Here is a 14,616-nt window from a genome sequence, read left to right as displayed (position 1 = left end):
CGGCGCTGCCGGTCGCGCTACTGGCGGCGCTCGCTGCGCGGGTCGAGCGCGTCCTGCAGCCCGTCGCCCAGGAAGTTGAAGGCCATCACGGTGAGGAAGATCAGCAGTCCCGGCAGCAGCGCCAGCACCGGCGCCTGCTGCAGCAGCTCCTGCGCGCCGGTCAGCATGTTGCCCCAGCTCGCCGCCGGCGGCTGGGTGCCGAGGCCGAGGAAGGAGAGGGTGGACTCGAGCAGGATCAGGCTGCCGATCGACAGTGTCGTGGCCACGACCAGCGAGCCCGCCGTGTTGGGCAGGATGTGGCGGAACATGATGCGCCCGGGGCGCGCGCCCAGCGCCTGGGCGGCGCGGGTGAAATCGCGGGCCTTGAGCGACAGTGTCTCCGCGCGCACCAGCCGGGCCACCGTCGTCCAGCCGGTCAGGCCGACGATGACGACGATGCGGTAGAGCGAGAAGGTCTCGGACTGCGCGATCTCGGCCGGCACGCCGAGCTTGGACGGGTCGACGGCGGCCAGGACGATCAGGAGCGGCAGGAGCGGGAGCGCGATGACGCCGTCGGTCAGCCGCATCAGCAGGCTGTCGAGCCGGCCGCCGAGATAGCCGGCCACGACGCCGATCAGGGCGCCGATCACCGCCGACAGCAGCGCGCCCGACAGGCCGACCAGCAGCGACACGCGGCCGCCGTCGAGCAGGCGCTGGAAGAGATCGCGGCCGAGCTCGTCGGTGCCGAGCCAATGGGTGGCCGACGGCGGCTCGAAGCGGCTGAAGAGGTCGGTCTGCGCCGGGTCGACGCCGCGCAGGTCGGCGATCAGCGGGGCAGCCAGCGACAGCGCCAGCAGCACCGCGAGAAAGGCCAGAGACAACAGCGCCAGGCGATGGCGCGCCAGGCGCGACCAGAACAGTCGGCGCGGGCTGGTCGTCGCGATCGCCGTCCCCACGGTCATGGCTTCTCGGCCAGCGACACGCGCGGGTCGACCCAGGCATAGGCGAGGTCGGCCAGCAGGTTGCCGAGCAGGGTGGCGAGCGTGGCGATCAGAAGCCCGACCAGGGCGAGGTTGTAGTCGTTCTCGAGGATGGCCTGGTAGATCGCCTTGCCCATGCCCGGCCAGGCGAACATGGTCTCGGTGATCAGCGCGCCCGAGAACAGGCCGCCGAACGACAAGGCGAGGATGGTCAGCACCGGGGCCAGCGCGTTGGCGAAGGCGTGGCGCCACAGCACGCCGCGCTCGGGCACGCCCTTGGCCCGCGCCGTGCGCACATAGTCCTGGCGCAGCACCTCGATCATCGCGCCGCGCACGAAGCGCGTGTAGGCGCCGAGCTGCACCAGGGTCAGGGTCGCCATCGGCATGGCCAGGTGGCGCAGCCGCTCGCCGAGCGCCGTCCACCACGGCGTCCCGGCGCGCACGTCGGCCATGCCGCCGGCCGGCAGCCAGCCCAGGCTGACGGCGAACAGCGTGATCAGCAGCAGGGCGAGCCAGAAGGGCGGGGTGGAGATTCCCGCGAAGCAGAGCAGGTTGATCAGGTAGTCGGCGGTGCTGCGCGGCCGCTCGGCGGCGGCGATGCCGAGCGGCAAGGCGATCGCGATCGCCAGCACGAACGCAAGGCCGGCCAGCACGAAGGTGTTGAGCAGGCGCGGCCAGAGGACCGTCAGCACCGGCAGGTTGTACGAGCGCGAGTAGCCGAAATTGCCCTGCAGCGCCCGGCTGGCCCAGGTGAGGTAGCGGTCGAGCAGGGGCTTGTCGAGATCGTAGACAGCGCGCAGGCGGGCCGCGTCCTCGCTGGTCATGTGCGGGTCGCCGGCGATCATCAGGTCGATCGGATCGCCCGGCATCAGGCCGATCAGCAGGTAGACCACGAGGCTCATCAGCGCGAGCGTGGCCACCGTCTGCACGGCGCGGCTGGCGAGGTAGCGGCTCACGGCTGGGCGCGCGCGACTTCCGTCGCGCGTCTTCGCCTGCACCGACGGATGATCGCGCCACGGGAGTGACGCGTCCCCGGCATCAACCTAGTTCTCCCAGCGCCACTGCTCGACCCACAGGGTGGAGCTGTTGAGATGGCCGGTCGGCACCACGCCCTTCAGCGGCTTGGGGATGACGAAGGGATCGACGCGGAAGAACAGCGGCAGCACCGGCAGGTCCTCGGCGTGGATGCTCTGGATGGTGGCGAAGATCGCCTTGCGCTTGGTCTCGTCGAGCTCGCGCTCGGCGGCATCGAGCGCCTCGTCCATCGCCTTGTTGCGATAGCCGGGATAGTTCTGGCCGCTCCAGGCGTTCTCGGCGGTCGGGATCTCGGTCGAGAAGAGGAGCGAGCGCGGCACGCCCTGCGGCTGCTGCACCCAGGCGTACATGGCGAGCCCGCTGAACTGGCGGCGGTTCAGGCCGGCCGAGAAGACGCGCGGTGGCTCGGCCTTGATGCGCACGTCGATACCGACCTGGCGCATCTGGCTCTGGATCACCTGCGCCACCAGCTCGCGGACGCGGTTGCCGGCGGTGGTCGTGATCTCGACCGACAGGCGCTCGCCGCCGGCATCCTGCCGCACGCCGTTGCGGATGGTGGCGAACCCGGCCGCGTCGAGGAGCTTGCGCGCCGTCGCCGGATCGTAGGCATAGTGACGGGCTTCGGTGCTGTACATCGGATCGAGCGGGCTGATCGGCCCGTTGGCCACCGGCTGCTTGCCCTCGAAGAGCTTGTCGGAGATCGCCTTGCGGTCGATCGCCATCAGCATCGCCTGCCGCACGCGCCGGTCCTGCAGCAGCTTGTTGTCGAGCATGACGTCGATGTGCTCGTAGATCAGGGCCGGCTTGTAGATGAAGTCGTACTTGTCCTTGTGCCGCTTCTCGAAGGCCAGCACCTGGTCGAGCGACAGGCCGAGCTCGCCGAGCACGTAGTCGACATTGCCGGACAGGAGGTTGGCCTCGAGCGCGGCGGTGTTCTCGATGATCTTGACGGTGATGCGCTTGAAGTGCGGCTTCTCGCCCGTCCAGCTCGCATTCTGCTCGAGGGTGATGCGGCTGCCGGGCACGATCTCGACGATGCGGAAGGGGCCGAAGGCGAGGCCCGGATTGGTCGAATCGGTATCGTAGGCGGTCTTGTTGCGGTACTCGGCCGGATCGGCGTCGAAGATCGGCTTCTCGATGTGGGCCGGCAGGATGTTAAGCCCGATGCTGTTGTAGTCGAAGGTGACGCGGTCGATCGTCATGGTGAAATGCCGGTCGTCGCGCGCGTCGAACTTCAGGATGCGCTTGTAGGCCTCCGCCGATGCGACGCCGGAGAGCGGATGCCGGCCGACCTCCAGGGTGAAGGCGACATCCTTCGCGGTCACCGGCACGCCGTCGCCCCAGCGCATGTCGCGCAGCTCGACGTCGACCTCCATGCCCTTTTTTCCGTCCGGAAGGTCGATGACGCGCGCCTTGCCGTTCTCGATGGTCGGCAGCTCGGTGCAGACCAGGCAGACCAGCCGCGACCGGGGGTCGTAGGCTGTGATCGGCCGCGAGGTCATGTTGCTGATCAGCGACTTGGCCAGCATCGAGCTGATCAGCGGGTTCCAGGTGCCCGGCGTCTGGGTCATGCCGACGACGAGCTCGTCCTTGGCGAGGGCGGGGCCGGCGAACCCGACGAGGGCGAGGGCGACAAGAAAAAAGCGGCGGATCATCTCCGCCGCACCGTCGCATCCGTCGACCCGTGAGGCAACCTCACGTGCCTGCTGGCGCGTCATTCGGAGCGCGGACCTCCAGGTCCGCTCATGATCATGATGCGGACCTGGAGGTCCGCGCTCCAAAGAGGTGCCGCCGCCACGGGAGTGGCGCGCCCGGCGCCGCGCTTCAGCGCCCCATCAGCGATCGCGGTGCCGGCGGCCGGCCGCCATGGCTGGCCGACCATTTCTCCGGCGCCTCGAGGAAGGCGCGCGTCTCGGTGAGGCCGCGCTCGTCGAAGTACTTGTGGCGCTCCGCCGCCTCGAGGGCATCCCACCAGGTCGCCAGGGCGTGAAGCTTGACGCCGCCGGCGGCCAGCATCTCGATGCTCTGCGGGAAGATGCCGTAGTGGAAGATGACGAAGCAGTCGGTGACCTTGGCCTCGGCCTTTTTCAGGGCCTCGATGAAGACCAGCTTGCTGCCGCCGTCGGTCGCCAGATCCTCGACCAGCAGCACGCGCTTGCCCGGTTTCAGGTCGCCCTCGATCTGGGCCATGCGCCCGAAACCCTTGGGCTGCTTGCGCACGTAGATCATCGGCTTCTTGGCCAGCGCCGCCAGGAAGGCGGCGAAGGGGATGCCGGCCGTCTCGCCGCCAGCCACGACGTCGATCTTGCTCCAGCCGATGTCCCGGTCGATGGCCTTCAGCGCGTGGGCCATGATCTTGGTCCGGGCTTCCGGGTAGGAGATCAGCTTTCTGCAGTCGATGTAGACCGGGCTCGCCCGCCCGGAGGTGAAGATGTACGGGTTGTCGGGCCGGCAGTGGATGGCCTCGATCTCGAGCAGCAGCCGGGCCGTGTCCCGGGCCTCGGCAAGCGGACTTGCCCTCCCGGAAGAACCGTTGCCGTTCAGTTGCTTGGCCGGCTTTCTTGAAGTCCCGGCGGCAGGCGTTTTGGCCTTCTTCTTCGTCGCCATGCTGCCTTTTCCCCCATGCGGCTCGCGACTAGATGACGGCCGTGTGTTTAGCGTTCATCCACAGGACCGGCAAGGGAGACTCGCGCGACCCAGCCGTTGCATGCCGGTACTGGTGGCGGGGGGCCACCGGGTGGCAGAGTGCCGGCCCCGGGGGGAGAACTGGAGCGCATGACGACGACGTCCTATCGCGACTGGCGGATCGTCCGCTTCGCCGTCGGCCGCAAGCGCCTTCTCCTGTCGGTCCTGGCGGGGCTCGTCCTCCTCCTGGTCCTGCCGCCCGACCTGCGACAGACGACCCGTCTGATCCTGGCCTGGGACCTGACGGCGCTCCTCTACATCTCGGCCACCCTGTGGATGATCGCCCATTCCACGGTCGAGCATTGCCACGACCGGGCCGCCCTGTACGACGAGGGCGACTGGATCATCCTGGCCCTGGTGGTGGCATCGGCCGCGGCCAGCTTCGTGTGCATCGCCGCCGAGCTGCCGGGCCTCGGGGCGCACGGCCAGTCGCTGGTCGGCGGCATCGTCCTGACCGGCCTCACGGTCGCGCTGTCCTGGACCTTCACCCATCTCGTGTTCACCCTGCACTATGCCAATGTCTACTACCGGCCCGACGAGGACGGGCCCGGCGGGCTCAACTTCCCGGGCGGGCGGCCGCCGGACTATCGCGACTTCCTGTACTATTCCTTCGTCATCGGCTGTGCCGCCCAGACCGGCGACGTCGGCACCGTCTCGCGCGCCATGCGCCATCTCACCATGTTGCACGGCATCGTGGCCTTCGTGTTCAACACCGCCATCCTGGCGCTGACCATCAATGTCGGCGCGAGCCTCCTGTCCTGAGCGCCATGACCGCCCAAAGCCGCACCGTCGACCTCATCGCCCTCGCCCTGTTCGTGCTGCTCTGCCTCGGCATCGGCGCGCTGGGCGGCGCCGTCACGGAAACCAGCGTCCGGACCTGGTATGCCGACCTCGCCAAGCCGGATTTCAACCCGCCCAATGCCGTGTTCGGGCCGGTCTGGACGGTGCTCTACGTCCTGATGGGCGTCGCGGCCTGGCGGGTCTGGCGCAGCGGCGACCGCGAGATGACGCGCGGTCCGCTGACCCTGTTCGCCATGCAGCTCGTCCTGAACCTCGGCTGGAGCGTCGTGTTCTTCGGCCTGCAGAAGATCGGCGCCGCCCTGGCCACGATCGTGGTGCTCGACGTCGGAGTCATCGTGACGGCGCTCGCCTTCCGCCCCGTCGACCGGCTTGCCGCGCTGCTGATGCTGCCCTATCTCGCCTGGGTCGCCTTCGCCACCGTCCTCAACATCTCGATCTGGCGGCTCAACCCGACGGCCTGACAGGTCGGCCACCCGCTCAATGCTCGTGCACGGGGTGGGGGTCGACAGGATGGCGGCTCACGTCCTGGCCGTCGTCGGCGCGCAGCTCCATGAAGGTCGCGGCCGACAGGATGGTCAGGGCGGCGAGCGCCAGGAAGCCGTGATGGACGCCGTCGACGATCGCCGCCGGATGCGAGTGAAGCTGGGGCGGGACGAAGAACGCGGCCGTGAGCGCGGCCACGGCCACGCCGAAGCTCGCCGAGAGCTGTTGGCCGGCGGCAGCGATGGTGCTGGCAGCACTTGTCCGGGTGGTGGCGACATCGGCGAAGACGAGGCTGTTCATCGCGCTGTACTGGAGCGACATGAAGAAGCCGAGGGCGAGGGCCTGCAGGACGATCAGCCAGATCGGCGTCGCGACGCCCACGGTGGCGAAGGATGCCATCATCAGGCCGAGCAGCACGGTGTTGCCGACCAGGACGGCGCGAAAGCCCAGCCACTCGAGGATCGCCGGCACGAAGCGCTTCAGGCCGATCGAGGCGATGGCCTGGGGCAGGATCAGCAGTCCGGACTGGACCGGCGTCAGGCCGAAGCCGATCTGGTAGAGCAGGGGGAAGAGGAACGGCGCGCCGCCCATGCCGAGCCGCGCGACGAAGCCGCCGACCACCGCGGCGCGGAAGGTGCGCACGCGGAACAGCGAAAGGTCGAGGATCGGGTGGGCGACACGCGTCGTGCGCACGCCATAGAGCGCGAGAAGCAGCAGCGAAACGACGAACAGCGCCAGGATCTCCACGGCCGACAGCTCATGCTCGCCGAAGATCTCCAGCACGTAGGAGAGCAGGGCGACGCCGCCGCCGAACAGGACCAGGCCGACGGCGTCGAGCGGCGGCACCGACGCCTCGCGGTAGTCGGGCAGCCGGCGGGCGACGAAGGCGAGGCCGAGCAGGCCGACCGGGACGTTGACGTAGAAGACGTAGCGCCAGTCCAGATAGGAGACGATCAGGCCGCCCAGCACCGGCCCGATCAACGGCCCGACCAGGGCCGGCAGGGCCACGAAGCTCAGCACCCGCACGAGGTCGCTCTTGTCGTAGGTCCGCACCAGGGTCAGGCGGCCGACGGGGATCATCATGGCGCCCCCCGCACCCTGCAGGACTCGCCAGGCGATCAGCATGTCGAGGCTGTCCGACAGGCCGCACAGGACCGAGCCGAGGGTGAAGAGGGCGATCGCGCCGGCGAAGACGCGTCGCGTCCCGAATCGGTCCGCCAGCCAGCCGCTGACGGGAATGAACACGGCGAGGCTCAGCATGTAGCTCGCCAGCACCGACTTCACGCTGAGCGGCCGGACGTCCATGGCGTGGGCGATGGCCGGCACCGCCGTGTTCAGGATCGTCATGTCGAGCGCCTGCATGAAGAATGCGACGCCGACCAGCCACGGCAGGAGCCTCTTCAGCGCCTCGTCGGGCGATGCGATCGGTATCGTTGACGCCATCCTCGTCCCGCGGCCGGGAGAGCGCCCGGCCGATCCGCCCGCCCGACGGCGGCCGGGAGAGAGGAAGTCAGTTTGCCGGCGTCGGCATTCGATGTGCAAACAGGATCGGTGCACATCTCCCTTGCCGGGGAGCGGCGCGCCGCCCGCGCGCGGCTTCACTCGGCGGGGCGGAAAGGATCCTGTCCGTGGGCCGCGAAGGCATCCGCGAGGAAGGCCGGGATGAGCTGCCGACCGCCCTCGCCGTTGGTCATCAGGGCTAGGCCGAAGCTGCCGTCGGCGGCGAACACGAGGATCGACCGGAACCCGGCATTGACGCCGTAGTGATAGAGCCACGGCGGCCTGTCGCCGCCGCGCGCGCGGACGAACAGCCCGAGGCCGGTCGGACCGCCGCCGACGGGGGTCGCCATGGCGCGGGCCATGGACCGAGACAGGACTCCGCCGGCGCGCCAGCTTGCGGCGATCATCAGGGCCAGACGAGCGAGTTCCGACGGCGTGCTCCAGAGTCCCGCGGCTGCGTGCTCGGGGTAGACGTGGAAGCCGCCGGGCAGGGGCCGCCCGTCGCCATCGTGGGCGGTCGCCCTGTCGGTGACGGCGGGCGACGGCGGCTGGAAGAAGCCGCTGCGCGTCATCCCGGCCGGCGACAGCACGAGGTCGCGAACGAGGTCGTCGTAGTCGCGTTCCGAGACATCCATGACCAGGCGCTGCAGCACCATCGTGCCGCCGCCGGAATAGCGGAAGGCCTGGCCGGGCGGCCAGGCGACGCGGACCGGCGGCGTGTTGGCCGGCGGCAGGCCGTCGAGGATCTGCCGCAGGTCCGGTCGGCGCCCGTCCGGGACGTAGCCGGGAAAGCCCGCGACCGTGGTTCCGGCGCGATGGCTGAGCAGCAGGCGGGGCGTTACCGCCCCGGCGCCGGCGCCGGGCAGCGACCAGCTGCGCAGCATCGCGTTGACGGGCGCGTCGAGGCTGAGCCGGCCCTGCTCGGCCAGTCGCAGCACGACGACCGCGTTCGCCGTCTTGCTGATCGAGGCGGCCTGGAACAGCGTGTCCGGATCGGCGCCGACGGCCATGCGGCCGACGATCTCGCTGTCGAGCAGCACGGCGGCACTCGCGCCCGGGATCCGATGGCGCCGTGCCAGGCGGGTGAGGCGATCCTGCAGTCCCGATCGGTCCTGCGCCGGCGCGACGCCGGCGAGCGAACTCGCGGCAATCGATGCCATCAGGACGCGTCGTCGAAGCATGCCGCCACTCTGCTGCCGCGCCGGCGCGAACCGCAAGCGCGCCCCGGGGTGGTCGGGGATTCCATCGCCGCTTCTGTCGCTCTAGGATGAAGCGCATGCGCCCCTCCGTCCTGCTCATCACCTGCGCGGTCATCGCGGTGGCGGCCGGTGGTTCTGCCGGTGCCCAGGCACCGGGGCGGTCGACACCGGCGCCGCGCCTTGCCAATCCGGCCTCCGAGAATTGCGTCGCGCAAGGCGGCCGGCTCGCCATCGAGCGGCGGCCCGACGGCGGCCAGTTCGGCGTCTGCCTGTTCGAGGACAACTACCAGTGCGAGGAATGGGCGCTGTTCCGCGGCGAATGCCCGAAGGGCGGACTGCGCGTGACCGGCTATGTCACCCCGGCCGGCCGCTACTGCGCCATCACCGGCGGACGCTACACGGTCGCGGCGAACGGCAACCTGCCCGACGAGCAGGGGAAATGCGCCCTGCCGGGGGGCAAGGTCTGTGATGCCGTGGCCTACTGGCGCGGCGCCTGCGGGCGCTGAGCCGCGTCAGTCTGCGACGGCGGCCGCTGTCGGCTCGGGCGCGGAGGGCCGCGACTTCCGCGCCATCCGCTCGGTGATGACGAGGCCGAGGATCGACGACACGATCACCAGCACGACGGTGGCGTTCAGCATCGGCTCGTCGATCAGCCGGCGGCCCGCCGGGTCGCGCGTGCCGTAGGCCACCAGCGCCACGGCCAAGGTGGCCGCGACCTGCGGCACGGTGAGCCCGAACATCAGCCCGCGGTCGGCCGGACCGTAGCCGAACAGCCGGCCGCCCGCCTGGGCCGCCAGCCACTTGCCGGCGAACAGCGCGACCAGGACGCCGATGACCAGCGCGGGCTGGTCGCGCAGGGTGGTGAAGAACAGCGTGAAGTCGACCAGGAACCCTGCGGCGATGAAGAAGATCGGGATGAACAGCGCATGGCTCATCACCTCGAGCGAATCGTCGCCCGTGTCCTCGCCCAAGGCCCGCTTCAGCGCGACGCCGGCGAGGAAGGCGCCGATGATGCCCTCCATGCCGATCCATTCGGCGACCTGCGCGGCGATGGCGATCGCCGTCAGCATGATCAGCGTCCGCGCCGCCTTGGTCGTGCCCAGGCGGGTGAGCGCGTGCCGGGCGAGCCAGCTCAGTCCGAACAGGATGCCGGGTACGTAGAGCACCAGCCATCCCAGCACCGCGAGCACGGCCTTCGGCTGGAAGCCGTGCAGGTGGATCGGCAGGCAGATGGCGAGCACGAGGATCGCCACCATGTCGGTCAGCACCGTGGCGCCGATGGTGACGACCACGGCCTCGCGCCCCATCAGGTCGAACTTCTTCACCACGGCCAGGCCGAGAAGCGTGTGCGAGGCCAGGATGGCGCCGATCACGGCGCAGGCGTTGGGCGGATAGCCCAACGAGGCCGCGACCGCGACGGCCAGCGCGAAGGGAAAGGCGAAGGTGAGCAGGCCGAAGGTCGCGGCCTTGCGGCGGGCCCGGTTGAACTGGGCGATGTCAACCTCGAAGCCGGCGAAGAACATCAGGAGCAGCTTGCCGAGATCGGCGAAGAAGGTGACGACCTTGCCGTCCGGGTTGAGGACGCCGAGCGCATGGGGACCGAGGATGATCCCGGCCAGGATATACCCCACCGGTCCGGGAAGACGCAGGCGCTCCATGAACCGGGGCAGCAGCAGCGTCAGCATCAGCGTGAAGGCAAATGCCGTCAGCGACGGCAGATGCGTGAGAAACTCCAAGTGGTTGCCTCCGGTTCGACCGGTCGCAATAGTAGTGCGCCGTTGGCCGGATCAACCATGCAAATCCGCGGGAGGGGTTTGCCGCCTCCCGACTGGGAGGGTCAGGACTTCATCGATTGCAGGGTCTCGATCAGCGGCTGGATGGTCTCCTGGATCAGGCCCCGGCGCGGATGGTCGAGGTCGATGGTCATCCACAGGGCGGTCGCCAGGGCGAAGCCGTAGACGAAGTTCAGGACCGGGAAGCGCCGGCCGGCTTGGCCGTTGGCGAAGGAGGCGAGGGCAAGAGAAAGGGCGGCGCTGATCAGCAGGGCCACCATGATCGCGGTCGGGATGTGGCGCCGCGCCGACGCCAGATGGGTGGTGTGAAGGTCGATGACCTCGTTGAGCGGCGGCAGGACGAGGCGCATGATCTGCGCGTTGCCGCCCGATCCCCGCAGAGCGATCTCCCACATCCGCTGCTGCTCGGGGCCGACCGCCTGCAGCAGGGGCTGGGCCTCCTCTCGCGTTTCCGTCTTCAGGAGCGCCACCCGGCCGCGGGCATAGTCCCTCAGCGCTGACTGCAACTCGCCACGCGCCGGCTGCGGGAGCACGTCGGCCCGCAGGTAGGCCGTGCCGAGGGCGTTCGCTTCCTTGACCACCAGGTCGAGACGGTCGACATAACGGGTCGCCGCGCCCGAAAAGCCGAAGCCGATGAGGAAGGCGACCAGGGCGAAGGTGGCGCCGCTGATGACGCTCAGCTGCTTGCTGAAGGCCTCGTCGCGCGGCCCCGAAAGGCGCCCCAGCTGAAAGCCGATCTCGCTGGCGACCATCGCGCCGGCAAGCAGCAGCGCGGCCTGGATGAGCTCCGGTACCAAGCAACTCCCCCCTGTTACGCCACCACACTAGCGCGGCTTTCGAGCCGCGCCCATGCCGGTGCGACGGACCGCGGTGACCGCCTGTGGTCGCAGCCCTGGCCCCCGCCAGGGCTGCGACCTCGGCGAGCCTATCCGCCGCTCGCGGACTGGAGCTGCTTCTGCACCTTCTCCAGATTGAAGGATCCCGGTGTCTGGCTGGGCGGATAATCCTTCATCGACAGGAGGAACTTGGTGGCGAACGCCTGCAGGGGCACGATGATGAACGCCCGCGACAGGAACCAGTCGTTGTAGACGGTGGCATTGTGCTGCGCCCGCTCGAACGGGTCGCGCCGCAGGTTGAACAGGAGCGGGACGCGGAGCTCGACGAAAGGCTCGCGCCACACCTCGAAGGCCTGGCCGCGATTCTCGAGGAAAACGACCTTCCACGCATCGTAGCGGATGGCCACGACCTGGCCGTCGTCGTTCACGTACATGAACTCCTTGCGCGGCGATTCCTTCGCCTGGCCGCGGAAGTAGTCGAGCATGTTGTGGCCGTCGATGTAGTTCTTGTAGGTGCGTCCGTTGAGCTGGACGCCCTTCAGCAGCTTGTCCTTGATATCGGGATCCCCGGCCGCGGCGGCTAGCGTCGGCAGCCAGTCCTCGTGGCTGACGATCCCGTTCAGGGTCTTGCCCGCGGGGAACTGCCCCGGCCAGCGCACGAAGGCCGGCACGCGATAGGCGCCCTCCCAGTTCGAGTTCTTCTCGCTGCGGAACGGCGTCGTGCCGGCATCGGGCCAGGTGTTGTAGTGGGGTCCGTTGTCGGTCGAGTAGAAGACGATCGTGTCGTTGGCGATGCCGAGATCGTCGAGCTTCTTCAGCAGCTGGCCGACCATGCCGTCATGCTCGACCATGCCGTCGTGATACTCGTCGCCGTCCGGACCCGAGATGCCCTGGTGCTCCTTCTTCACGTGGGTGCGGAAGTGCATGCGTGTGGCGTTCCACCAGCAGAAGAACGGCTTGCCCGCCTTGTTCTGGCGGTCGATGAAGTCGACGGCAGCGGCCAGCGTCTCCTCGTCGATCGTCTCCATGCGCTTCTTGGTCAGCGGGCCCGTGTCCTCAATCTTGCCGTCGGCCGTGGCCTTGATCACGCCGCGCGGGCCGAACTTCTTGCGGAACTCGGGATCCTTCGGGTAGTCGCGATTCTCCGGCTCCTCCTCGGCGTTGAGGTGATAGAGGTTGCCGACGAACTCGTCGAAGCCGTGCTGCGTCGGCAGGTGCTCGTCGCGGTCGCCCTGGTGGTTCTTGCCGAACTGGCCGGTCGCATAGCCGCGGCTCTTCATGACGGTGGCGATCGTCACGTCGGTCTTCTGCCAGCCCTCCTTGGCGCCGGGCAGGCCGACCTTGGTCATGCCGGTCCGCACCGGGACGTTGCCGCCGAGAAAGGCGGCGCGGCCGGCGGTGCAGGACTGCTGGCCGTAGTAGTCGGTGAAGGCCAGTCCTTCGCGGGCGATCCGGTCGATGTTGGGCGTTTCGTAACCCATCATGCCCCGGCTGTTGTGGCTGATGTTCCAGATGCCGATATCGTCGCCCCAGATCACGAGAACATTGGGCTGCTTGCCGCCTCCCGAAGGTTGGGACGTTGGTGGGGTTTGCGCCTGGGCAAGCTGAGTGGGCGCCAGGCCAAAGGCCGCGCCGCCGGCCAGCGTGGTGCCGCCGAGAAGGATATTGCGCCGCCCAACGTCGCGCGGAGAGGGCGTCGGCGAAGGGCCGCTGGGAGTTTCTGTGCTCATAGAGAGTCTCCTCGCAAGGTGGAGTGACGCGCACGCGCTTACGCAGGGCCCGGAGTTCGGCCGCTGGATGGATTTCAAGGTCGAGCCGAACCCGCTTTCAGTCCAATAACTTCCGCGCATCGACGGATGCGGGATTGGACGACGGCCGACATCGCTCGCCGTGCTCACATTCAAGAATGCGATACCATCCAAGTCCGTTTACCAGGACGTGTCGAGGTTACGGCGAATCCCCAAAGCACGCACCATCCGTCTCCCAACTCCACGGGAGATATGCAATCGTGCCGAGAGCCATGCGGTTTGAAAACTTGGAGAGTGTGCTGTGGTCCTCGAGGCTGAGCGTGGCGTTGCGAGACGGGTCTTGCACCGAGGGCGGGAGCCATGCCACCACTTGAGTGATGGCCGACGGTGCATTGTCACCGTCCGGGCCGGCCTACGGACGTCGAGCATGCCATGTCAGCCCGTGAGCAGATCGAGGACATCCAGCGGCGCGTGAACCAGTCGGTGATCGGCCAGGAGCGGGTGGTCGAGCGTCTCGTCGTCGCGCTGCTTGCCAACGGCAACGTGCTGGTCGAAGGCCTGCCCGGCCTCGCCAAGACACGCGCGATCAAGAGTCTGTCGCGGGCGCTCGAATCGCAATTCAGTCGCATTCAGTTCACGCCCGACCTGCTGCCGTCCGACGTCACCGGCGGCGAGATCTATCTCAGCCAGGGCGCGGGGGCGGGCACCTTCCAGTTCCGCCAGGGTCCGATCTTCGGGAATCTGGTGCTGGCCGACGAAATCAATCGCGCGCCGGCCAAGGTCCAGTCGGCGCTGCTCGAGGCCATGGAGGAGCGGCAGGTCACGGTGTCCGGCAAGCGCTACGCGCTGCCCGACCTCTTCATGGTGCTTGCGACCCAGAATCCGATCGAGCAGGAGGGCACCTACCCGCTGCCCGAGGCGCAGATGGACCGCTTCCTGATGCACGTGCGTATCGACTATCCGAGCGACGCCGACGAGGTGAAGGTGCTCCAGCTCGTGCGCGGCGAGGCGGCGCAGGGGGCGAAGGCGGCGCCACCGCCACCCGTGCCGCAGGCGGCGATCTTCGCCGCGCGCGCCGAGATCGACGCGGTGAAGAGCGTCACCGCCGTGGAGGACTACATCGTGGCGCTCGTCGCCGCGACGCGGCGGCCGGCCGATTTCGGCGACAGGCTCAAGGACTGGATCACCATCGGCGCCAGTCCGCGCGGCTCGCTCGCGCTCGACCGCTGCTCGCGAGTGCTGGCGTGGCTCCGGGGGCGCGACCACGTCCTCCCGGCCGACGTCCAGGACGTCGCTCACGACTGCCTGCGCCATCGCGTGACGCTGAGCTACGAGGCGGCGGCCGATGGCATCGGCAAGGATCAGGTCATCGACGAGATCGTCCGGCAAGTCGCCGTGGCGGGGTGAGCACGATGCAGAGACTGCATCGAAAACGATGCGCCGCGCATGTTCGCTCCGTGCAAAGGATTGGTGTCGCGGCCTCGCCGTTGCTAGCCTGTCTGCATCCTCGTGGGTATCGGGGTGCCGTGTCGGCTTGTGCGCGTAGCTTCGAGGCATCGTGAGATGCCGCATCTCTG

General features: G+C 68.8%; 13 protein-coding genes. 4 read left to right on the top strand and 9 right to left on the bottom strand.

Going from position 1 to position 14,616, the window contains the following annotated elements; all coding sequences use genetic code 11:
- Nucleotides 1–17: 17 nt before the first annotated feature.
- The 4 genes from ACO073_RS18695 to ACO073_RS18680 form a co-directional block, all read right to left on the bottom strand.
- Nucleotides 18–941 carry an ABC transporter permease gene (locus tag ACO073_RS18695; protein ID WP_421999221.1) on the bottom strand — a complete coding sequence of 308 codons (924 nt, stop codon included), beginning with the start codon at nt 939–941 and terminating at the stop codon, nt 18–20.
- Nucleotides 938–1,915 carry an ABC transporter permease gene (locus ACO073_RS18690; RefSeq protein WP_421999219.1) on the bottom strand — a complete coding sequence of 326 codons (978 nt, stop codon included), beginning with the start codon at nt 1,913–1,915 and terminating at the stop codon, nt 938–940. The genes ACO073_RS18695 and ACO073_RS18690 overlap by 4 nt, the downstream gene beginning before the upstream one ends.
- Nucleotides 1,916–2,002: 87 nt before the next feature.
- A complete protein-coding gene (locus ACO073_RS18685; RefSeq protein WP_421999218.1) occupies nt 2,003–3,649 on the bottom strand; it encodes a peptide ABC transporter substrate-binding protein in 1,647 nt (548 codons plus the stop codon).
- A gap of 169 nt (nt 3,650–3,818) precedes the next feature.
- Nucleotides 3,819–4,601 (bottom strand): orotate phosphoribosyltransferase, encoded by a 783-nt coding sequence (locus tag ACO073_RS18680; protein ID WP_421999216.1) that lies wholly within the window; start codon nt 4,599–4,601, stop codon nt 3,819–3,821.
- 168 nt (nt 4,602–4,769) lie between these two features.
- On the opposite strand from ACO073_RS18680, the gene ACO073_RS18675 reads away from it, so the two are divergent.
- Nucleotides 4,770–5,441, top strand: coding sequence for a DUF1345 domain-containing protein (locus tag ACO073_RS18675; RefSeq protein WP_421999215.1), 672 nt, complete (start codon nt 4,770–4,772; stop codon nt 5,439–5,441).
- A gap of 5 nt (nt 5,442–5,446) precedes the next feature.
- Nucleotides 5,447–5,941 (top strand): TspO/MBR family protein, encoded by a 495-nt coding sequence (locus tag ACO073_RS18670; protein WP_421999214.1) that lies wholly within the window; start codon nt 5,447–5,449, stop codon nt 5,939–5,941.
- 16 nt (nt 5,942–5,957) lie between these two features.
- On the opposite strand, the gene ACO073_RS18665 is transcribed toward ACO073_RS18670, so the two are convergent.
- Entirely contained in the window at nt 5,958–7,406 is a 1,449-nt protein-coding gene (locus ACO073_RS18665; protein ID WP_421999212.1) for a DHA2 family efflux MFS transporter permease subunit, read from the bottom strand.
- 155 nt (nt 7,407–7,561) lie between these two features.
- Nucleotides 7,562–8,623 carry a serine hydrolase domain-containing protein gene (locus tag ACO073_RS18660; protein ID WP_421999211.1) on the bottom strand — a complete coding sequence of 354 codons (1,062 nt, stop codon included), beginning with the start codon at nt 8,621–8,623 and terminating at the stop codon, nt 7,562–7,564.
- A gap of 116 nt (nt 8,624–8,739) precedes the next feature.
- Between ACO073_RS18660 and ACO073_RS18655 the strand changes: the two genes are divergently transcribed.
- Nucleotides 8,740–9,168: a DUF333 domain-containing protein gene (locus tag ACO073_RS18655; protein WP_421999209.1), complete on the top strand. Its 429-nt coding sequence runs from the start codon at nt 8,740–8,742 to the stop codon at nt 9,166–9,168.
- A 6-nt stretch (nt 9,169–9,174) separates the two neighbouring features.
- On the opposite strand, the gene ACO073_RS18650 is transcribed toward ACO073_RS18655, so the two are convergent.
- From ACO073_RS18650 to ACO073_RS18640, 3 genes are all read right to left on the bottom strand, one after another.
- Nucleotides 9,175–10,398, bottom strand: coding sequence for a cation:proton antiporter (locus tag ACO073_RS18650; protein WP_421999208.1), 1,224 nt, complete (start codon nt 10,396–10,398; stop codon nt 9,175–9,177).
- A gap of 101 nt (nt 10,399–10,499) precedes the next feature.
- A complete protein-coding gene (locus tag ACO073_RS18645) occupies nt 10,500–11,252 on the bottom strand; it encodes a hypothetical protein (protein WP_421999206.1) in 753 nt (250 codons plus the stop codon).
- Nucleotides 11,253–11,380: 128 nt separating this feature from the next.
- Nucleotides 11,381–13,021 carry an arylsulfatase gene (locus ACO073_RS18640; protein ID WP_421999205.1) on the bottom strand — a complete coding sequence of 547 codons (1,641 nt, stop codon included), beginning with the start codon at nt 13,019–13,021 and terminating at the stop codon, nt 11,381–11,383.
- Between the two features lie 450 nt (nt 13,022–13,471).
- Here ACO073_RS18640 and ACO073_RS18635 point away from each other — a divergent pair, with 450 nt between their 5' ends.
- Nucleotides 13,472–14,446 (top strand): AAA family ATPase, encoded by a 975-nt coding sequence (locus ACO073_RS18635; protein WP_421999203.1) that lies wholly within the window; start codon nt 13,472–13,474, stop codon nt 14,444–14,446.
- The last annotated feature ends 170 nt before the right edge of the window (nt 14,447–14,616 follow it).

This window comes from Reyranella sp., assembly GCF_965229815.1.
GTDB lineage: Bacteria > Pseudomonadota > Alphaproteobacteria > Reyranellales > Reyranellaceae > Reyranella.
This window is presented reverse-complemented; position numbering and strand designations above follow the sequence as displayed.